Source organism: Providencia sp. (assembly GCF_040396775.1).
Taxonomy (GTDB): Bacteria; Pseudomonadota; Gammaproteobacteria; order Enterobacterales; family Enterobacteriaceae; genus Providencia.
In genome coordinates, this window is sequence record NZ_JBEBNT010000004.1 from 130239 (window position 1) to 150169 (window position 19931).

Consider the following 19931-nt stretch of genomic DNA (forward strand, 5'->3'; position numbering starts at 1 on the left):
AATAGATTATGACAACCAGAGCTCCTGCGATGTCGCGTTGGTGGCGCATTATGCCAATCGTGTTTATCACCTACAGCCTTGCCTACCTCGACCGTGCTAACTATAGCTTTGCCGCCGCCGCAGGGATTAACGCCGACTTAGGGATCACCAAGGGGATGTCCTCCCTGCTCGGTTCCTTATTTTTCTTAGGGTATTTTTTCTTCCAAATCCCTGGGGCTATCTACGCGGAAAAACGCAGTGTCCGCAAACTGATTTTTGCCTGTATTTTCTTATGGGGCATATTTGCTAGCTTAACGGGAATGGTCAGCAACATACCAATGTTAGTGATTATTCGCTTCAGCTTAGGGGTCGTCGAAGCCGCGGTTATGCCCGCGATGCTTATCTATATCAGTAACTGGTTCACCCAATCCGAACGTTCCCGCGCCAACACTTTCTTAATTTTAGGTAACCCCGTGACGGTGTTATGGATGTCCGTGTTATCGGGTTACTTAATTCAAGCCTTTGGCTGGCGTGAAATGTTTATTATTGAAGGGGTTCCCGCGGTTCTATGGGCCTTCTTCTGGTGGCGAACTGCCCGTGATAAACCAAGCCAAGTCAATTGGTTAAGTCAGCAAGAAAAAGCCGATTTAGACAAAATCCTCAGTGATGAACAGAAAAATATCAAGCCCGTACGCAATTACCGCGAGGCGTTCAAATCCCGTAACGTTGTATTGTTGTGCGCACAATATTTCTGTTGGAGTATCGGGGTTTATGGCTTTGTGTTATGGCTACCTTCGATTATTCGCGGTGCATCAAACTTAGGCATGGTGGAAACAGGCTGGCTCTCTGCGGTGCCATATCTTGCCGCCACGTTGGCGATGATTTTGGTATCATGGGCTTCAGACCGTATGCATAACCGCAAATTATTTGTCTGGCCAATGCTCTTAATCGGTGCTGTGTGCTTCCTTGGTTCTTACATGTTAGGCAATTCGAATTTCTGGTTATCCTACACATTACTGGTGATTGCGGGTGCCGCCATGTACGCACCTTATGGCCCATTCTTTGCGATTATCCCTGAGATGTTACCGAAAAACGTCGCAGGGGGCGCAATGGCGCTGATCAACAGCATGGGTGCCTTGGGGTCATTCTTCGGCTCATGGTTTGTCGGTTACCTCAATGGTGCCACAGGCAGCCCAAGCGCTTCCTATATGTTTATGGGTCTGGCATTGTTAGCCTCAGTGTTCTTTACGCTAATTGTCAAACCCAACCAAGAACCGAGCAGCGGTTCCGCTATCGCCAAACACGCTTAATAAGGGGCAACCATGAAAAAGAATATTATTTTGTATAAAACAATCCCCGATACCCAACTTGCGCGCTTACAGCAGCAATTTAATGTCACTGTTTTTGATGAAATTACGGAAGAAAACAAGGCAAGTTTCCAGCAAGCGCTAAGTAGCGCAGAAGGCATCATTGGTGCAAGCTACCCAATTACAGCAAAGGAGCTCGCCCTTGCACCACAGCTAAAAGCAGCATCAACCATTTCCGTTGGCGTTGACCAGTTTGACATTGACGCAATGAATGCACGGAAAATTGCCTTGATGCACACCCCCAATGTGCTCACAGAAACCACCGCAGACACTATTTTCACCTTAGTACTTTGCAGTGCCCGCCGTATCATCGAAATGGCCGAAATGGTGAAAAACGGCCAATGGACCAAAAGCATTGGCGAAAGTGATTACGGCAGTAACGTGAATGGCAAAACCATCGGAATTTTAGGTATGGGTCGCATTGGCTATGCAGTCGCGAAGCGAGCCAATGCAGGCTTTGGCATGCCCGTTCTCTACTATAGTAACCACGAACATGTAGAGGCAGAAACCAAGCTCAATGCCCAACGTTGTGATTTAGACACCCTACTAAAAGAGTCTGATTTTGTTTGTGTCGTGGTGCCATTACTGCCATCCACTGAAAAACTGATCGGTAAAGCCGAACTTGCGAAAATGAAACCGAGCGCGTTTTTAATCAATGGTTCTCGCGGGAAGATTATTGATGAAGCGGCGCTAATAACCGCCTTAGAAAATGGCACGATCCGCGGCGCAGGCTTGGATGTATTTGAAGTTGAACCACTCCCTACAGATTCTAAACTGCTCACCTTACCGAATGTTGTTGCCCTGCCCCACATTGGTTCTGCCACCCACGAAACGCGCTATGCGATGGTAGAATGTGCGGTCGATAACTTAATTGCCGCGCTAAACGGTGACCTTAGCGAAAATTGCGCTAATTTAAGCGCGATACAAGCACACTAACCTCTATCGATAATACAAAAAGAGGGGCCTGCAATTCCCCTCTTTGTTCAATTCTATCCTACAATGTGGTTGAATTTCTTACCACCAGTTCCCCATGGAATAGGTACTGTGTTGGGGCTTTTTCAGGGTTTTCCAGCTTTTCTAATAAACACTCAACGGCTTTGTGGCCCATTTCAGCGGTAGGTTGCGAAACAGAGGTGATCCCTTGCCCGGCAAAGGCTGCCCATTCGAGGTTATCAAAGCTGAGAAAACCAATATCTGCCCCCCAACGTAGCCCTTGTTGGTTCATCACATAAGCAAGTTGCAAGGTTAACACGCCATTTGCCGCCACAATGGCTTTGCGCATACCGCGGTGAGACGTACAAAAGTTAGCCACGATGGAATCTAATTGCGCGGGGTCTGGTAAGGTAATTTGGTGAAACTCACCTTTAACTTGGCCTTGCTGGTTCAGTAAGCGTTGGAAGGTTTGCAGGCGCTCTTTACGCGCGCTGTTATATTCGATGGGTTCAGTCACAAAGCAAATTGCCTCAAACCCTTGCTCTATCAAGTGGCTAAATGCCATTTCAGCCGATGCAGGGTTATCTAAACCGACCATATCACACGGGAAATCCTCGATTTTTCTATCGAGTAACACAAAGGGCAATGTGGTTTGCTTCAGCACATCAATAAATTGTGCGTTTACCCCCGCAGAATTGATAATTAGCCCATCAACGCGGTAGCCTTTTAATAACTGAATAAATTGGCATTCCAGCTCAATGCTATTGTTTGCATTGCACACCACCGTCATAAACCCTTGCTTGATGGATTCTGACTCAACACCTTTGAGCACTTCCACCGAAAATGGATTTCCGATATCGGCAATAATCAACCCTATCAACCCGGTACGGCCATGCTTTAAGCTACGCGCCATTTGGTTTGGCCGATAATTCAGTTCTTGAATTGCCGCTTCAATACGTTGGCGCATGTTATCCGACAGCAAATGGAATTCACCGTTTAAATAACGTGAGATACTGGTTTTCCCTGCCTGTGCTTTGGCAGCCACATCTTTGATTGTTGCTACTTTTTGAGTTTTCGGTGCCATCGCGCGCGTTTTTTCCATGTGCTGAAAAGAAAGGCTAATGCCTTATCTTACTCGAATTAACAGCGATTTACTTGCCATATTCATCTAACTTGCTGTTTTAGCCACTGAATAAAAATATCGGCTTTGGGGTTACGTTTTTCATTTAGCATCGCAAAATAATGGCGTTGCTGGCACTTGAGTGCAATATCCCCAAAAGGCATCACCAACTCTTGGCGCTTAATGCGTTTTTCAACCAATTGCTTACGCCCCATCGCCACACCCGCGTGGTTCATCGCCGCCACAATCGCCAAGTCTGAACGGTCAAAACACAGGTTCCGACGGTGAGGAAATAACGATAACTGGTAGTGTTCGCTCCACGCTTTCCATTCATCATAGTCGGAGTTGCTGCTCCAAGCCTGCCTGTCATGCAACAAGGTACAGTTTTTGAGTTGATGAATATTGTCCATCAAATCGTGCTGTTTGGCATATTGTGGGCTGCATACAGGCACAATAGATTCCGGCATTAAGTCTTCACAATACAAATTAGGCCGCGTGATATCATCGTAGTAAATCGCGACATCAATACCATAACCACGGAAATTAACGTCATCATTCCCCGTCAATAAATTGAGCTGAATGGAGGGATATTGGTTAGTAAAACCCGCAATTTTGGGGATAAGCCAGCACTGGGCAATAGAAGGCCGTGAATACACCGTTAATTCCCCTGAAATTTCTTGGTTTTTAATATCCAGAATTTCTTGGTTGATATCATCCAAGTTTTTACGCAGGGCCCAATAAATTCGCTCACCGTCTGCGGTTAACTCTATACGCCGATGAAAACGCTCAAATAATTTAAACCCTAATTCCTCTTCAAGGGTATTAATTCGGTGGCTGACCGCACTGGGCGTTAACGCCAATTCTTGGGATGCGAGGGCAAAAGAGCGATGACGAGCCACCGCTTCAAAAGTATGTAAGCGAGAAAGCTGGTGGCTCGACAACCGTTTATGCCATTGAATAAAGCCGGATTGCTCAAAGGGATTATGATTAGTTGACATCGAACCTCCTAGGTCAGTCCTATATTTTTCCAGAATAACGCGTTTAACATGAATTGTTATGATGCAAATCGATAAATCATCCTTTTTTATGACCAACATCACGTCATTGAGTTAATTTAATTCATCTAAGACTTAAGTTTCATCGTTTGTCACCCCTGCGTATTTATTATCCAATAGAGGCACAACAACAAAATGATTAGGGGTAGGATATGGACTCTACAATGTGGATGCTCGGCACGCTGGTTATTAGTATCTTGCTGATCATCGTTTCGATTATTAAATTTAAGTTTCACCCTTTTTTAGCCCTTTTACTCGCCAGCTTCTTTGTCGGTATCTCCATGAAAATGAACCCATTAGAAATGGTAAATGCCATTGAAAATGGGATTGGCGGTACACTCGGTTTCCTCGCAGCCATTATCGGGCTGGGGACTATCCTCGGAAAAATGATGGAAATCTCGGGGGCAGCAGAACGTATAGGTGTTACCTTACAAAAAAGCCGCTGGTTAACCCCCGATGTCACGATGGTGTTAATCGGTTTAATCTGCGGTATCACCCTGTTTGTTGAAGTCGGTGTGGTGTTATTGATCCCACTGGCGTTTTCCATTGCCAAAAGAACCAATACATCGTTATTAAAACTCGCCATTCCACTGTGTACCGCACTGATGGCGGTGCATTGCATCGTACCGCCACACCCTGCGGCGCTGTTTGTTACCAATGAATTAGGGGCAGATATTGGCACGGTGATTGTTGCTGGGCTTGCTGTGGGGCTTGTGGCTTCGTTAGTAGGCGGGCCATTATTCCTAAAATTTTTAGGTGAGCGCTTACCGTTCAAAACCGTACCAGAGGCATTTTCTGACCTCGAAGTACGTGACGAAAAAGATTTACCTTCTTTAGGTGCCACATTATTTACGGTTCTACTGCCAATCATTCTCATGTTGGTCAAAACAGCTGCTGATTTAAACATGAGTAAAGACAATCAGTTATATACCTTCCTACAGTTTATTGGTAACCCAATTACCGCCATGTTTATTGCTGCGTTTGTTGCTTATTACATGCTGGGTATTCGCCGTAACATGGGCATGAGCGTATTACTCAGTAAAACCGAAGAAAGCTTTAGTTCGATAGCCAATATCTTACTGATTATTGGTGCGGGCGGTGCATTTAACGGTATCTTAAAAGGTAGTGGACTGAGTGATTCCCTTGCGCTGGTGCTGTCTGGTATCGACATGCACCCCATCTTACTGGCATGGTTAGTCGCCATTATTCTGCACGCAGCAGTCGGCTCTGCCACCGTTGCTATGATGGGCGCCACCGCCATTGTGGCACCGTTAATGCCAATGTACCCACATATCAGCCCAGAAATTATGACATTAGCCATTGGTTCTGGTGCGATTGGTTGTACTATCGTCACAGACTCTCTGTTCTGGCTGGTTAAACAATATTGTAATGCCACCTTGGCTGAAACATTCCGTTTTTACAGTGTCGCTACCCTTATTGCATCCCTTGTTGCGCTGGCAGGCACCTTTGCACTTTCATTTGTGATTTAAAAGAGAGTAATTATGACTCAGATAAACGTGAATAAGTTAATTGCTGACTACCCTTTAGTTCAGGACTTAATCAATTTAAAACACGTGGCGTGGTTTAACCCTAATGCCACCACCACAGAAGCGGGTTTACCTTATGTGGGACTGACCCTTAGTGATGTTCAAGATGCCGAGGCGCGTTTAAGCCGTTTTGCTCCATACTTGATGAAAGCATTCCCAGAAACGCAGGCTACTCAAGGTATTATCGAGTCTGATGTGGTGGCAATCCCCAATATGCAAACCGCGATCGAAGCCCGTTACCAAACGCCAATCACCGGGAAAATGTTATTAAAGAAAGACAGCCACTTGCCAATTTCAGGCTCGATCAAAGCGCGTGGGGGGATTTATGAAGTACTCACCCACGCCGAAAAACTGGCACTTGAGGCAGGGTTGTTATCCATTGATGATAATTATGAAGTTCTATTTTCCGATAAATTCCGTCAATTCTTTAGCCAATACAGCATCGCAGTAGGCTCAACGGGTAACTTAGGGATGTCTATCGGCATTATGAGTGCCAAGTTAGGCTTTAGCGTCAGCGTGCATATGTCTGCGGATGCGCGCCAATGGAAGAAAGACAAACTACGCTCACACGGTGTGAATGTCGTTGAATATGAACAAGATTATAGCATTGCCGTTGAACAAGGCCGCAAAGAAGCAGAACAAGACCCGAACTGTTTCTTTATTGATGATGAAAACTCCACGACCTTGTTTTTAGGCTATGCCGTCGCGGGGCTACGTCTGAAAAAACAATTTATAGAACAAGGTGTTATTGTTGATAAAGACCATCCGCTGTTTGTCTATCTACCTTGCGGCGTAGGCGGTGGCCCTGGTGGGGTTGCCTTTGGATTAAAATTGGCGTTTGGCGATGCAGTGCACTGCCTATTTGCAGAGCCGACGCATTCACCGTGCATGCTTTTGGGCGTCCACACTGGGTTACACGATGGTATCTCTGTGCAGGAAATTGGTATTGATAATATCACTGCAGCAGATGGCCTTGCTGTTGGCCGTGCCTCTGGTTTTGTGGGGCGTGCGATGGAGCGGTTAATCGACGGGTACTACACCCTTGATGACCCAGAAATGTATAACCTGTTAGGGTTACTCAACCAAACAGAAGCCATCAAATTGGAACCGTCAGCCCTAGCGGGTATGACAGGCTGCGTGCATGTCACACAAAACACCGATTACCAGCAATCTAAAGCGCTCAGTGCGCAGCAGATGGCAAATGCCACTCACCTCATTTGGGCAACAGGCGGCGGCATGGTACCAAGTAACGAAATGGAAAAATATTTAGCACAAGCCAAACTGAGTTAATCACCCTTCCCCCTTCAAAGCTTTGGAGGGGGTTTTCATCAATTACTGTCCTGGTAGTGGGACTAAATCACTTTCAATATAACGCCTTACCAGCGTCGCTAATGCCACCAATGAATCCATGTGTGTTCTTTCCCAACCATGGGAACTATCGAGTGCAAAACACGCCAACGCTGCACGAATATCCCACCCTGCATCAATTGCCGCCGCACTGTCTGAGCGGTAATGTTTAAACGTATCGCGAACGTGGGGAATATCGTATTGCTGGCACAGTTGCAATAAATGGCGGGTAATTGCTAAATCAAATGGCCCTGTTCTATCGCGAAACGCGAGTGTCAGTGAATCATCGCGCGTTGCTTGGTCTGGCCCTGATACCGAGTTATCTATCGCCAATAATTCTTGAACTTGCGGGCCAAAGCCATGGGTTCCTCCAATGCCGACTTCTTCAGAAATCGTGAACATCATTTGGCAAGAAACCGCAGGCACAACCCCATCATCCACCAGCGATTTCAGTGCAGCCAACATCACGGCACAGCCTGCTTTATCATCCAAATGACGGGAAACAACAAAGCCGTTATCAATAAATTCAGGCTGGGCATCTACCGCAACAATGTCTCCCACATTTAAACCGTGAGATTGTAGGTCAGCAAGGTTATAGCAAGGAACATCTAAGCGGATTTCAAGGTTATCCCAATCCGCCACTTGAGTATCAACTTCGGTGTTGAAGCGGTGCCCTGACGCTTTTAAAGGTAAAATTGTGCCACGGTATTGGTGGTCATCACTAAATACCGTTACCCTTGCCCCTTCTGCAAAACGCGCAGCCCAAGTACCCGTGTTGCGTAGCGCTAAGCGGCCGTTTGATTTCAATTGGGTGACCATGGCCCCCAGCGTATCCAAATGAGCGGCCAGTGCACGCTTGGGTTCATCCCATCCCAACGTAATGTGCAGCACCCCACGGCGCGTATACTGCGGCTTGAAACCTAATTCAGCCAGCCATTGGTGCGTCTGTGCTACCGCTTTGTCGGTCATTCCCACAGGGCTCGGTGTTTGTAACAATGTGCGTAAAACATTCGCTAGATATACGGTGTCGATCATGATGATTACCTATCTTCACTTAAAAAACGTTCTTGTAAGGTGGCCTGTAGAGCCAACATGGCGTGTTCTGCATAATCCATGTGTGCTTCCATGACGGCTTGCACTTTTTGAGCATCTTTGCGGCGCAAGGCTTCAATTAATTGGTATTGGTATTCAATGCCTTGGCGTCTATCAACCGGTTCAGGTTTCAAATAAATGTCTTTACAGACGGCCAAATCTTTCAGTAATCGCTGAAGGAAATGGCAAATAAACACCAATAGCACGTTGTCTGAATAGCTTGCGACAACGGTGTGGAAATCCAACTCAGCCATCCGTTGCTGCCAACGTTCGTCTTCGTCCGCAGGTTCATGGTCGTAAATCGCCATGGTGTCATACAGTTTTTGAATTCCCGCGTTATCGATATTTTCCATCGCACTGACCGCAACAACAGGTTCCAATAATTTTCGCAGCGTGTAGATATCTTTAATGGAAATATCCCGCGTAAATAAGTAGTTAGATAACAAACTCATGGCACGAGATTCCGTCATTGAATCAATAAACGCACCGCCTCCTGGACCTGTTTTGGTTTTTATCAGTCCTTGAACTTCAAGGGATTTTAACGCTTCCCTGACAGTACTTTTACTCGCGCTATAGCGCTCGATCAGGTCTTTTTCTTGGGGTAACCGATCACCGGGGCTGAGATTGTCTGCCATAATGGTTTCTTTAATGGCATTCACAATTTCATCTGTCCGTTTAATGCGAACCGGCTCTATTGCCGATGGCTTCTCGATGCTCATAGCTGCTCTCAACAAGTTTTAATAGGAACGAATACGTGGCGCACTCGATAATAGGTTTTGAGTATACGCATTTTCAGGCGCCGCAAATAGCTGACGAGTTTCGCGGCACTCAAGCAAATCCCCTAAATACAGCACGGCAACCCTGTCAGCGATTGACTCCACGACGGCTAAATCATGGCTAATAAATAAATAGGAGAGTGAAAACTGCGCTTTTAACTCTTCCAACAGCAGTAAAACTTGGGCTTGAACGGACACGTCCAAAGCACTTACAGGCTCATCAAGCACTAAGACCCGTGCATCTGCGGCAAGCGCCCTAGCTATCGCCAAGCGCTGAGCCTGCCCACCTGAAAACTCATGTGGATAACACGCCAGTGAATCCATTGGCATATTGACGGCTTCAAGTAATTGTACCAATCGGTTTACGCGTTGTGATGGAGTCATCTGTTTTAAATATTTCAATGGAACCGATAAGGTTTCCCCAATGGTTTTACGTGGGTTTAGCGAGGCAACTGGGTCTTGAAAAACGTATTGAATCGCTTGCCCAAAAGCTTTCGCACCCTGCTTTTGCCACTGTGCCTTAGTTTGCCCTAACACCCGAATGTCCCCAGAAGTGGCGCTTTCCAGCCCCACTAAGATCCGAGCCAGCGTACTTTTCCCAGAGCCACTTTCACCAACAACCGCCAGCGTTTCCCCTTCATACAGTGACAATGAAATATTTTTCAGGGCATGGACTTCCCGCCCCTTGGGATGAAATAGGCTACGAGGCTGGCCAAACGTTTTCACTAATTGATTCACTTCAATCACGCTGTTCATGGTGCCTCCTGCGCCGTTTTTAGGACTTTATCTTCGGTTTCATTGCGATAAAGCGCCGCCACTTGCGTTAAAAATTGACGGCCTTCACCCAGTTTTGGAACACTGGCAATTAGCCGTTGCGTATACGGGTGTTGTGGTTGTTGCAATACCGTTTGAGTCACGCCTGTTTCCACAATTTCCCCTTGTTGCATCACCGCAACACGGTCGCAAATTTGGTTAATCACGGCAAAATCATGGGTAATAAACAACAGTGCCACACCCCGTTCGCGGCGTAGTTTGTTCAATAATTCTAAAATTCTCGCTTGAACAGTCACATCCAGCGCCGTTGTCGGTTCATCCGCAATGATAAGCACAGGGTCGTTAGCTAGCGCCATGGCTATCCCCACCCGCTGGCGTTGCCCACCTGATAACTCATGGGGATAAGCACTAAACCGTTCAGCGGCATCAGGGATCCCCACGCTATCAAGGAGTTCGATGGCTTTCGCTTTTGCTACTTGGTTGGATAACGCCTGATGAGCGGTGATAGCCTCTTGAAGCTGTACACCAATCGTAAACTGCGGGTGCAAGGTCGTTAGTGGGTCTTGAAAAATATACGACACCCGCGCACCACGTCGCCGTTGCATAATAGAAAGCGGCAGGGACAGCATCTCTTCATGTTCCACATACACCCCACCCGCCGTAATAACCGCAGGGGGTGAAGCCAGCAACCCCATAATGGACAGCGCAGTTACGCTCTTGCCCGAGCCACTTTCCCCAATTAGCCCCAGGCATTCACCTGCACCAACGGTAAAACTGATCCCTTTGACAGTTGGGCGCAGCTGGTGGCCTTGGCGAAATGCAACCGCAAGGTCTTTCACTTCCAGCACGGCCTGACTGCCGTCTGTTTTAGCGGGGATATTCACGCGATCCGTTTGGGTCATAGGTTGTGAGCGGTGCAAAGCCCCTGATTTTAAACGTGGATCGAGAATATCACGCACGCCATCACCCAATAGATTGAAGCTGATGACAATCAGGAAAATCATTACCCCCGGCACCAAAGCCACATGAGGTGCCACAAACATTTGCGCGCGCCCTTGCCCTAACATCGAACCGAGATCAGCATTCGGTGGCTGTGTGCCTAAGCCTAAAAATGAAAGCCCTGCAGTTTCTAAAATCATCCATCCAATGGTTGTCGACATGGTAACAACGATAATTGGCAGGACATTGGGTAAAACCTCGGTCAATAGCACCTGTATATGGTTTTTACCTGACAACCTTGCTGCCTGAATAAAATCCCTATCACGCAGTCCAACCGTTAAGCCGCGAATATTTCGGGCAAAAAAGGGAATATTAACTAAAGCAATCGCATATAACGCATTTAATAAGCCCGGCCCCAGTACCGCCACAATGGCCAGTGCCAATAAAATATAAGGGAATGCCATCAGCATATCGATACAGCGCATCAATACTGTGTCGGTACGGTGCCCAACATAACCAGCAATTAAGCCAATTAGTGTGCCAAAAACAGCAGCAATCAGTGTGGCAGAGATCCCCACCATCAGTGACACCCTCGTGCCCCACAATAAGCGCGATAAAATATCACGCCCCAAGTGGTCAGTACCCAAGATATGCCCCGATGAAAAAACCGGTAATAGGCGGTTCACTAAATCCGTTTCGTCTGGGTTATCCAGCGGTAACCAAGGCGCGAATAAGGCAAGTAGCATGATGACCGTTAAAATCATCAAACCAATCGTCGCAAGGCGGTTCGCCAGTAGTAGCGAGCCAATAGATTGTCGATGACGATGTTGAATAATCGGTGTTGTCGCTTGGCTCATGATTTCAACCTCGGATCTAACATGGCTTGCAGGACATCAGCAAACAAATTGATAAACACGTAAGACGCCGCTGCAATCAAAACGCCCCCTTGAACTAAGAATAAATCTCGGGTTGCCACAGCTTTCACCAACATTGCCCCTAACCCCGGCCACTGAAAAACGGTTTCAATATACACCGCGCCACCAAACACAAAGCCCGCTTGAATACCAATCACAGGGATCACTGAAACCAGCGCCATACGAAATGCATGGCGGAAAATGACTTTGCGTTCACTGAGGCCTTTCGCCCTAGCCGTTCGAATAAAATCGAGGCGTAAAACTTCCAACATGGCCGTTCGCGTTAAACGGGCAATCACCCCAGTGGCAACGAGTGATAGCGTAATAACGGGCAACACGAGGTGATGCAATAAATCCCCTAAGCCACCGCCTTGCCAAATGTCGTACATCCCTGATGCAGGAAACCATTGCAGTTGAACGGAGAAAACCATAATCATCAATAAGCCAATCCAGAAGGATGGCATTGAAATACCGAGTAAAACTGCTAAGGTGATGAACCGATCGCTCCAACTAAACTGGCGAATAGCCGAAATGATCCCAGCCAATAACCCCAACACCGAACTCAGTAGTAAGGCACATCCCCCCAGTATTAAGGTTGCCGAAAAACGTTCTAATACTTCATCAACCACAGGGCGGTTCAGGACAAATGAGCGGCCAAAGTCCCCTGAAATTAAATTTTGCATCCAAATAAAGTACTGTTGATATAACGGCTTATCTAAACCGAGCTCGATTTTTACGCGTGCAACATTCTCAGGTGTTGCCCAAGGGCCAAGGAGCGCTTGAGCGGGGTCACCGGGGATCATCGCCATGATCAAAAAGACAATTAGCGTCAAACCAATCAGTATGGGAATGGTCGCTAAAATGCGCTTTAAACAGTATAACCACATCATTTTTTCCCCATAAAATTAATCTTTGCGAACATCTTTAAGTAATAAATTAAAGTTCGGCTGTAATTTAAAGTATTGAACATGATTATTTGCCACGGCGTTTTGCTTCCAATTGGCAACAAAGAGCCAAGGCGCATCTTGATGAACAATTTTTTGCACTTGCTGATACAGTGCGGCGCGTTCCTCAAGGTTATTGGTGACTCGCGCCTTATCCAGCAAGGCATCGAGTTGCTTGTTACTGTAATAGCCCGAATTAAACCCGCCTTTATCAGGCCAAGATGCAGAATGTAACGTTAAGAAGGGCAAGGTATCTGGGTCATTGGTCATCCATGCCATCTCCGCCATGTGTGCCTCTTTTAGCCCCGCATTAACTTTCGACAGATAGGTATTCCATTCAAAAGTTTGAATTTCTACCGATAACCCAACCGCCTTTAAATCAGCTTGGATTGCTGTCGCCATCGGAATAGGGTCTAACATGCCCGAGCCGCCCTCTGTTACGTAAAACACAATTTTCTGCCCTTCTGCCCCTGCCTCTTTGATTAGTTCGCGGGCTTTTTCTGGGTCATAAGGGTACGCCGCGGTTTCTTTATCAAATGCCCAATCGAATGCTGAAGGGATCGGACCTTCCGCTACATCCGCAGAATCCTGAAGGATATACTTGACGATATTTTGCTTATTCACTGCGTAGTTCACCGCTTGGCGAACACGCACATCATCAAATGGAGGTAAAGAGGCATTTAACATGCTGTACCACACATGGGGGCCCGTCGCTTCGTAGACATGAAAGCGGCTATCCGCAGCAAAAAGAGGAACGTTATCAGCAGGGACTTCAACCATGGCATCAATTCCCCCAGACAACATCTCCGCTACGCGAGTATTAGCGTCAGTAATTGGGCGGAAAACCACGTATTTTAGGTTCGGTTTACCGTCCCAATAAACGTCATTGCTGGATACAACCACTCGTTGGTTTGCCGTCCACTCATCGAACTTAAAAGGCCCTGTACCACTTGGGTGGCGACTAAAATCTTTGCCGTATTGCTTAATCGCAGCAGGTGACACAATCAAACCCGCGGGTGTGGCTAAATTCGATAAAAAAGGTGCGAAAGGCTCTTTTAACGTGAATACCACCGTCAAATCATCAGGGGTATCAATCTTGTCGATAGCAGAAAAGAAAAATGACAGCGGAAATGGCCCAGTAAAATAATAAGGGTGCTGGTTGTCCAGCATGCGTTCAAATGTGAATCTTACGGCTTGCGCATTAAATGGGCTGCCATCATGAAACCGAATATTGTCGCGTAACTGGAACGTATAAGTTAGCCCATCATCACTGACGTCCCATGATTTTGCGAGAGCAGGTTCGAGCGTCAACGTACCATCCGCATTGCGCACTAACCCTTCATAGATATTGACTAAAATCCGCGAATCATTCGCTGCCGTTGCCACTTGCGGGTCAAGGGATTGCGGTTCGGCAACCTGCCCTAATAGCAGTACGTCACTGTACTTTGACGCCTGAGACGGTAATGAAAATAAAGAAAGCAGTAAGACACCCGCTATCCACCTACCTAAACGCATTCTCATACAACCTCCCCTGTGCTGCCCATGTCATTTTTGAAATGTGATTTGTGTCAATTTTGTTAATTATTTTACATTTTTCTCTATTTATGATGATAAATTATGTTTCTAGCAACAATTTATAATGATAAATTTGATCAATGTCTAATTTATGAGGTGCAAAATGACATTTTCAATCGTGGCGCGTTGCCCACAAACAGGAAAAATGGGTGCAGCCACGGCAACAGGCGGCCCTGCGGTTGGCGCATTAGTTCTGCATGGTGCAAGCGCCGCAGGCGCAATCGCGACACAAGCCATGACAAACCCCATTGCGGGCTTAAGGGGTATTGCGCATTTACAGCGTGGTTTCTTGGCAAGTTCATGTCTTGATACATTGTTAGTTGAGGATGAGAGCCCCGAGTTACGGCAATGGATTATTCTCGATCATACTGGTAATAGTGCCGATTGGACTGGGCAAGCTTGTTTGCCTTGGTGTGGAAGCGTGTCGGAAAAGAACCTCGCCATCGCAGGTAATATGTTAGTGGGTGAACAGGTTATTAGTGCCATACATCAGAGCTATCAAAAAAATAGCAGTCTTGAGCTTGCTGATAGGCTTTTGCTCGCTATGCAAGTAGGGGCAAAGTCTGGTGGGGATTATCGTGGCATACGTTCTGCCGCGCTAAAGATATGGAGTAACCGCCAATATGCCGATATTGACATACGCTGCGATTGGTCAGAAAACCCCTTAGTCGAACTGGACATTATCCTCCAACAGGTTCGTGCCGAGGATTATGCTAACTTTTTCGCTCAAATTCCCACAGGAAATGAATATATCGCTAATAATTGACCTCAGTACGGTGTATATCTACTAATAAAGTAAAATAACTGAATGGTATACACCCTATTATTAGATGGCTATTTAATAATCTATTTTATAGGTATTTAATATCTTTATATTTTTGTCGCGAATAGTTTCAAATCAATATTATTAATTAATAGATTTATTAATAATATTTACTTAAATAATCCAATTTTTAATATCACTATATTTTTCTTATATATTTTACATTCTGATACATCTGATGATTTGCTCAAATAAACACCTCGTCGGTTATATTTATTTTTGGCCGTAAAATACATTATTTTAAATTCACTTCAATTATTAACCCTCGTAAATATTAGGTTATTTATTTTTTATAAAAAAATAGAAAAAAGATAAAAACCATTAAGTTTCATGATTATAGATAAAAAACAAAATCTAAAGTCAAATCATTACGCCGATTTAGCGTATCTCCATTCGGCATTCAAACTTGATGTTTAATTCGCCAAGAGTTGAGTAAAATTAGCGCAGAGAAGCCATTGAAAATGGTGTTTTTATATTATTATTTCCACCAGATGACTTAACCTATATTTAGCATTTTCTTCTGCTATTCATTATTTTAACTTGTTACTGAATTAATACTAAATAGCACAACTTAAGCACAATAATTAACTTTACACCTGTACACATTTAATGACACTAATATTTAAAAATCATTAATTAGCTAATAGATAATTTTGAAGAATCTCCGACAAACCCTTTACAGCACTGACCATACCAATTTACGCCAACATTCATTTCATCGACTTTTATTAACAAATGCTACCCCTACTTAACAATTTCAAAATATATGATAAGATCATTATCTCAATTTGAAATTATTTACTATATAAAAAACAAGATTGTTATTGAGGTTATAGATGAAAATCTCGAGAAGAAAGCTATTATTAGGGGTTGGTGCTGCTGGTGTTCTGGCAGGGGGTGCAACAGTTGTTCCGATGATCCGTCGTGAAGGCCGTTTCGAATCTACACCATCGCGCGTACCAGCTGTTGCTGGCACTGAAGGCAAATTACCTGAGTCTGCAGATGCAGTCATCATCGGTGCTGGCCTTCAAGGGATCATGACCGCAATTAACCTTGCTGAAAAAGGTCTGAATGTTGTTATTTGTGAAAAAGGCGTTGTCGGCGGTGAGCAATCAGGCCGTGCATACAGCCAAATCATCAGTTATAAAACCTCACCAGCGATTTTCCCTTTACACCACTACGGAAAAATCCAATGGCTCGGTATGAACGAAAAAATCGGTGCTGATACTAGCTACCGCGTTCAAGGCCGTGTTGAAGTTCCTTCAAGCGAAGAAGATTTAGAAGTTTCAAGAGCTTGGATCAAAGCTGCTTCTGAAAACCCAGGTTTTGATACGCCATTACGTACCCGCATGATCGAAGGTACTGAACTGGCAAATCGTCTGGTTGATGCTCAAACTCCATGGAAAATTGGTGGATTTGAAGAAGACTCAGGTAGCCTTGACCCAGAAACTGTTACCCCTGCAATGGCGAACTATGCAAAATCAATCGGTATCCGTATCTATACCAATTGTGCAGTACGCGGCATTGAAACAGCAGGCGGTAAAATTTCCGATGTTGTGACTGAAAAAGGCGCTATCAAAACCTCTCGTGTCGTTCTGACTGGTGGTATTTGGTCCCGTCTGTTTATGGGCAACTTAGGTATTGATGTTCCAACACTGAACGTTTACCTGTCACAACAACGCATCTCAGGCGTTCCGGGCGCACCAAAAGGTAACGTCCACCTTCCTAACGGTATTCACTTCCGTGAACAAGCTGATGGTACCTACGCGGTTGCACCACGTATCTTTACCAGCTCTATCGTTAAAGACAGCTTCCTGTTAGGACCAAGATTCCTGCACGTATTAGGCGGCGGCGAATTACCATTAGAATTCTCTCTGGGTAAAGACTTATTTAACTCCTTCATGATGTCGACATCTTGGAACTTAGATGAGAAGACACCATTTGAAGAGTTCCGTACGGCAACCAATACACCAAACAACGAGCACTTAGATGGCGTTCTGGAAAGACTGAGAAACGAATTCCCAGTATTTAAAGAGTCTAAAGTGGTTGAGCGTTGGGGTGGTACCGTTGCACCAACGGATGATGAAATTCCAATTATTTCAACAGTCGAGCAGTACCCAGGTTTAGTCATCAATACCGCAACAGGTTGGGGTATGACTGAAAGTCCTGCGTCTGGTCGCTTAACGGCTGAATTGTTAATGGGCGAAACACCATTTATCGACCCAACGCCGTACAAACTTTCTCGTTTTAACTAATAAACGAAAAAGTCGCGTTTTTTTTTACTGGGATCTCTCTGTCAATGGAATTAGACTAAACTAAAATTTAGTCTTAAGTGAAACCGATAGATCCCGTTTACTTTGATAATGTTAAGGAGTTTACATGCGCTATAAAACTTTATTGCTTTCTCTGCCTTTGATTTTAGGTGTAGCGAGTGCGAATGCAGCTGACGATGTTAAACGCGTTCCAGTGAAAGGATTCCCTATCTCTGAATCAGTAGAAATCAGCGCGGGCAACCTTATTTTCCTAAGCGGAAAAGTACCTTCTAAAATCTCTGCAGATGCAAAAGAAGGCGTTTTAGAGTCTTACGGTAATACCGAAGCACAAACTATCAACGTGTTAAAACAAATCCAAGCTAACCTCGAAGGTATGGGCTTGACGATGAACGACGTTGTTAAAATGCAAGTATTCTTAGTTGGTGGTGAAGAAACTCAAGGGACTATGGACTTTGCTGGCTTTATGGCTGGTTACAACAAGTTCTATGAGTCTGAGAAAGTCACTAATCTGCCAGCTCGTTCAACTTTCCAAGTCGCTAAACTGGCTAACCCAGCTTGGAGAGTGGAAATTGAAGTGACAGCGGTTCGTCCTGCTGCAAAAAAATAAGTTATTCTAACGAATAACGAATCAATAATGGGGCATAGCAATATGCCTCGTTATATTTCCCCCTCACCCTTTCCTCGCAATACTTTTTCATTGTCTTTCACAGACTGTCATCATGATTTCCGCTATTTTATTGTTTTAATAAAACCATGTTATGCTTCGATGATGAACAAACATGTCAAAAAGCATAAAAAGTCCCGGTAAAGGCGTAATATGATCAAAGAATCTCTCAAGATACACGGAAAAAAACAGTTTGAAATCAAGCAAAAGGTTTTGTTCCCACGCAAATCTAAAGAGGTTCGCTACCAAGTTGAAACGTTTTTCTTTTTGCCCTCATCATTACAAGTTAACCCTGATTTATATGCCCCATCAAGCCTTCAGCGTAGCCTTAAAAATTATATTCGACTCAGCCCACCGACGGTAAAGCTCTCATCCTTACCAGAGGAAAATGGGGAGATAAACGAGTTAAAGCGCTGGCTGGAACAGTATGACCCGTTAAGCCCACCTTCTCTGGACGAATATGAAAATAAACTGAAGCGCTATGCGCTCACCATTAAAAGAACGGTGCGTATTAATGTCAAAATGGTGAGCCAAAACCCACAACGGCAGACCGCGGAATACCTGACAGATCTCATGGCCGATATTGGGAAATGCCTAACCGCGTACCGTGCATTGCTCCCTCTCGCAGCCAAAGTAGAAGAAGCCATTCACTCCAATGCTTTTTCCTATTGTGATGAATTTATGACTTACTACACCATTAATTACTTACGTGATTTATTGGCTGATAAACAGATACCCTTGCGCGAAGAAATACGTCATTTTTGGTACCAAGAAATGCGTTACTTGAAGAAAAACTATCCTGACTGTTTTCCAAGTGATGAAACGGATGTCGAGCTAGTGACCTATAGGCGCAATTTATTAAAAAAGTATATTAATCGTTATCTCTATTTAGAAATTCGTCATAAGCGCGGTTTACCACTGCTGTTGCATTCTATTTATGGTATTGCGGCCGCAATCTCGATGATCTTTGCCACCCTGATTGCGTTCCTATGGCAGGGAAAATATGGTGCGCTAAGTGCCAACCTCTTTTTAGCGATGGTCATTGGCTATATTTTCAAAGATAGGCTGAAAGAAATTGGTCGAGAACAACTGTATCGCGTGTTCCAAAAATGGATCCCTGACCGCCAATTACGTATTTACCGTGAAGGTGTTAAGGCCCCAGTGGGGGTATGTAAAGAGTCTTTTCGGTTTATCAGTGAAGGCATGCTCTCCCCCGATATTCGCGAAATGCGCCAACAGTCCCACTGGGTGAATTTGGTCAACGTGCAGCGCATGGAAGATATTTTGTATTATCGCAAGGACGTACTGCTGCATAACCGCCAAGCGGTGTTTGAAAAGAACCAATCGTCGATAGCAGATATCACCCGCTTTAATATTTCGGATTTTTTAAAATACATTGATATTAGCTATGAAGAATTAACGGTGAATGACGAAGAACCCGCCATGATTGGTGAAAAGGTCTATCACATTTACTTATGCCGCCGCGTGACAATGGATAAAAAGACCTACAATGAGCTAGCGCGTTTGGTGGTAAATGCAGATGGAATTAAGCGTTTAGAAGTGCTTCAATCGCTGGATTTACTAACCACCGATGAAGATATTGAACTTTCAAAGCCATAATTTTATGGCTTTTATCCCCTTAGCACATTACACATTACACATTACACATTACACATTACATAAAAAATATTCTAACTAATTTAGGTTGTAGCAAGGCGGCAAGTGAAGCTAATCCCTAGGAGCATACAAAAGTATGTGACTAGGGTTGGTGAGCGTAGCCAACACAGCTACAGCCTATATTAGGACGAA

16 protein-coding genes are annotated in these 19931 nt (G+C 45.0%); 8 read left to right on the forward strand and 8 right to left on the reverse strand.

Features of this window, described 5'->3' with window-relative positions; genetic code table 11:
• The first annotated feature begins 8 nt into the window (after nucleotides 1-8).
• Nucleotides 9-1289, forward strand: coding sequence for an MFS transporter (locus ABWP91_RS07090; protein WP_353242666.1), 1281 nt, complete (start codon nucleotides 9-11; stop codon nucleotides 1287-1289).
• A gap of 12 nt (nucleotides 1290-1301) precedes the next feature.
• Nucleotides 1302-2282: an NAD(P)-dependent oxidoreductase gene (locus ABWP91_RS07095; RefSeq protein ID WP_353242667.1), complete on the forward strand. Its 981-nt coding sequence runs from the start codon at nucleotides 1302-1304 to the stop codon at nucleotides 2280-2282.
• A gap of 58 nt (nucleotides 2283-2340) precedes the next feature.
• Here the strand turns inward: ABWP91_RS07095 and ABWP91_RS07100 are convergent, their stop codons facing one another.
• The gene (locus ABWP91_RS07100; protein WP_353242668.1) at nucleotides 2341-3363 is read right to left on the reverse strand and encodes a LacI family DNA-binding transcriptional regulator; all 1023 of its coding nucleotides are present in this window, start codon (nucleotides 3361-3363) and stop codon (nucleotides 2341-2343) included.
• 80 nt (nucleotides 3364-3443) lie between these two features.
• Nucleotides 3444-4397, reverse strand: coding sequence for a DNA-binding transcriptional regulator DsdC (dsdC, locus tag ABWP91_RS07105; protein WP_353242669.1), 954 nt, complete (start codon nucleotides 4395-4397; stop codon nucleotides 3444-3446).
• Between the two features lie 209 nt (nucleotides 4398-4606).
• Here dsdC and dsdX point away from each other — a divergent pair, with 209 nt between their 5' ends.
• Nucleotides 4607-5944 (forward strand): D-serine transporter DsdX, encoded by a 1338-nt coding sequence (gene dsdX, locus ABWP91_RS07110; protein ID WP_353242670.1) that lies wholly within the window; start codon nucleotides 4607-4609, stop codon nucleotides 5942-5944.
• Between the two features lie 12 nt (nucleotides 5945-5956).
• Nucleotides 5957-7291 (forward strand): D-serine ammonia-lyase, encoded by a 1335-nt coding sequence (dsdA, locus tag ABWP91_RS07115; protein WP_353242671.1) that lies wholly within the window; start codon nucleotides 5957-5959, stop codon nucleotides 7289-7291.
• A 42-nt stretch (nucleotides 7292-7333) separates the two neighbouring features.
• Here dsdA and ABWP91_RS07120 read toward each other — a convergent pair whose 3' ends face one another.
• From ABWP91_RS07120 to ABWP91_RS07145, 6 genes are read right to left on the reverse strand one after another with little or no spacing between them, the layout of a single operon-like run.
• A complete protein-coding gene (locus tag ABWP91_RS07120) occupies nucleotides 7334-8383 on the reverse strand; it encodes an osmoprotectant NAGGN system M42 family peptidase (RefSeq protein ID WP_353242672.1) in 1050 nt (349 codons plus the stop codon).
• A gap of 5 nt (nucleotides 8384-8388) precedes the next feature.
• Nucleotides 8389-9159 carry a FadR/GntR family transcriptional regulator gene (locus ABWP91_RS07125; protein WP_353242673.1) on the reverse strand — a complete coding sequence of 257 codons (771 nt, stop codon included), beginning with the start codon at nucleotides 9157-9159 and terminating at the stop codon, nucleotides 8389-8391.
• Nucleotides 9160-9177: 18 nt separating this feature from the next.
• Nucleotides 9178-9972: an ATP-binding cassette domain-containing protein gene (locus tag ABWP91_RS07130; protein WP_353242674.1), complete on the reverse strand. Its 795-nt coding sequence runs from the start codon at nucleotides 9970-9972 to the stop codon at nucleotides 9178-9180.
• Complete coding sequence (locus tag ABWP91_RS07135; protein ID WP_353242675.1) at nucleotides 9969-11786, reverse strand: ABC transporter permease subunit; 1818 nt, start codon at nucleotides 11784-11786, stop codon at nucleotides 9969-9971. Before ABWP91_RS07135 ends, ABWP91_RS07130 begins: the two co-directional genes overlap by 4 nt.
• Nucleotides 11783-12730: an ABC transporter permease gene (locus tag ABWP91_RS07140; RefSeq protein ID WP_353242767.1), complete on the reverse strand. Its 948-nt coding sequence runs from the start codon at nucleotides 12728-12730 to the stop codon at nucleotides 11783-11785. Before ABWP91_RS07140 ends, ABWP91_RS07135 begins: the two co-directional genes overlap by 4 nt.
• An 18-nt stretch (nucleotides 12731-12748) precedes the next feature.
• The gene (locus ABWP91_RS07145; RefSeq protein ID WP_353242676.1) at nucleotides 12749-14308 is read right to left on the reverse strand and encodes an ABC transporter substrate-binding protein; all 1560 of its coding nucleotides are present in this window, start codon (nucleotides 14306-14308) and stop codon (nucleotides 12749-12751) included.
• 157 nt (nucleotides 14309-14465) lie between these two features.
• On the opposite strand from ABWP91_RS07145, the gene ABWP91_RS07150 reads away from it, so the two are divergent.
• The 4 genes from ABWP91_RS07150 to ABWP91_RS07165 all read left to right on the forward strand — a co-directional run bounded on the left by ABWP91_RS07150 (nucleotide 14466) and on the right by ABWP91_RS07165 (nucleotide 19742).
• Nucleotides 14466-15128, forward strand: coding sequence for a DUF1028 domain-containing protein (locus tag ABWP91_RS07150; RefSeq protein ID WP_353242677.1), 663 nt, complete (start codon nucleotides 14466-14468; stop codon nucleotides 15126-15128).
• 893 nt (nucleotides 15129-16021) lie between these two features.
• A complete protein-coding gene (locus ABWP91_RS07155) occupies nucleotides 16022-17440 on the forward strand; it encodes an NAD(P)/FAD-dependent oxidoreductase (RefSeq protein WP_353242678.1) in 1419 nt (472 codons plus the stop codon).
• Nucleotides 17441-17564: 124 nt separating this feature from the next.
• A complete protein-coding gene (locus ABWP91_RS07160; RefSeq protein WP_353242679.1) occupies nucleotides 17565-18065 on the forward strand; it encodes a RidA family protein in 501 nt (166 codons plus the stop codon).
• Between the two features lie 210 nt (nucleotides 18066-18275).
• Nucleotides 18276-19742, forward strand: coding sequence for a hypothetical protein (locus ABWP91_RS07165; protein ID WP_353242680.1), 1467 nt, complete (start codon nucleotides 18276-18278; stop codon nucleotides 19740-19742).
• The last annotated feature ends 189 nt before the right edge of the window (nucleotides 19743-19931 follow it).

What these genes read in the sequence shown, in the direction of transcription:
- dsdC (WP_353242669.1), bottom strand. Translation starts at nt 4,397, where the DNA reads ATGTCAACTAATCATAATCCCTTTGAGCAATCCGGCTTTATTCAATGG.
- ABWP91_RS07095 (WP_353242667.1), top strand. Translation starts at nt 1,302, where the DNA reads ATGAAAAAGAATATTATTTTGTATAAAACAATCCCCGATACCCAACTT.
- ABWP91_RS07135 (WP_353242675.1), bottom strand. Translation starts at nt 11,786, where the DNA reads ATGAGCCAAGCGACAACACCGATTATTCAACATCGTCATCGACAATCT.
- ABWP91_RS07090 (WP_353242666.1), top strand. Translation starts at nt 9, where the DNA reads ATGACAACCAGAGCTCCTGCGATGTCGCGTTGGTGGCGCATTATGCCA.
- ABWP91_RS07120 (WP_353242672.1), bottom strand. Translation starts at nt 8,383, where the DNA reads ATGATCGACACCGTATATCTAGCGAATGTTTTACGCACATTGTTACAA.
- ABWP91_RS07130 (WP_353242674.1), bottom strand. Translation starts at nt 9,972, where the DNA reads ATGAACAGCGTGATTGAAGTGAATCAATTAGTGAAAACGTTTGGCCAG.
- ABWP91_RS07155 (WP_353242678.1), top strand. Translation starts at nt 16,022, where the DNA reads ATGAAAATCTCGAGAAGAAAGCTATTATTAGGGGTTGGTGCTGCTGGT.
- dsdX (WP_353242670.1), top strand. Translation starts at nt 4,607, where the DNA reads ATGGACTCTACAATGTGGATGCTCGGCACGCTGGTTATTAGTATCTTG.
- ABWP91_RS07140 (WP_353242767.1), bottom strand. Translation starts at nt 12,730, where the DNA reads ATGTGGTTATACTGTTTAAAGCGCATTTTAGCGACCATTCCCATACTG.
- ABWP91_RS07100 (WP_353242668.1), bottom strand. Translation starts at nt 3,363, where the DNA reads ATGGCACCGAAAACTCAAAAAGTAGCAACAATCAAAGATGTGGCTGCC.
- ABWP91_RS07150 (WP_353242677.1), top strand. Translation starts at nt 14,466, where the DNA reads ATGACATTTTCAATCGTGGCGCGTTGCCCACAAACAGGAAAAATGGGT.
- ABWP91_RS07165 (WP_353242680.1), top strand. Translation starts at nt 18,276, where the DNA reads ATGATCAAAGAATCTCTCAAGATACACGGAAAAAAACAGTTTGAAATC.
- ABWP91_RS07160 (WP_353242679.1), top strand. Translation starts at nt 17,565, where the DNA reads ATGCGCTATAAAACTTTATTGCTTTCTCTGCCTTTGATTTTAGGTGTA.
- dsdA (WP_353242671.1), top strand. Translation starts at nt 5,957, where the DNA reads ATGACTCAGATAAACGTGAATAAGTTAATTGCTGACTACCCTTTAGTT.
- ABWP91_RS07125 (WP_353242673.1), bottom strand. Translation starts at nt 9,159, where the DNA reads ATGAGCATCGAGAAGCCATCGGCAATAGAGCCGGTTCGCATTAAACGG.
- ABWP91_RS07145 (WP_353242676.1), bottom strand. Translation starts at nt 14,308, where the DNA reads ATGAGAATGCGTTTAGGTAGGTGGATAGCGGGTGTCTTACTGCTTTCT.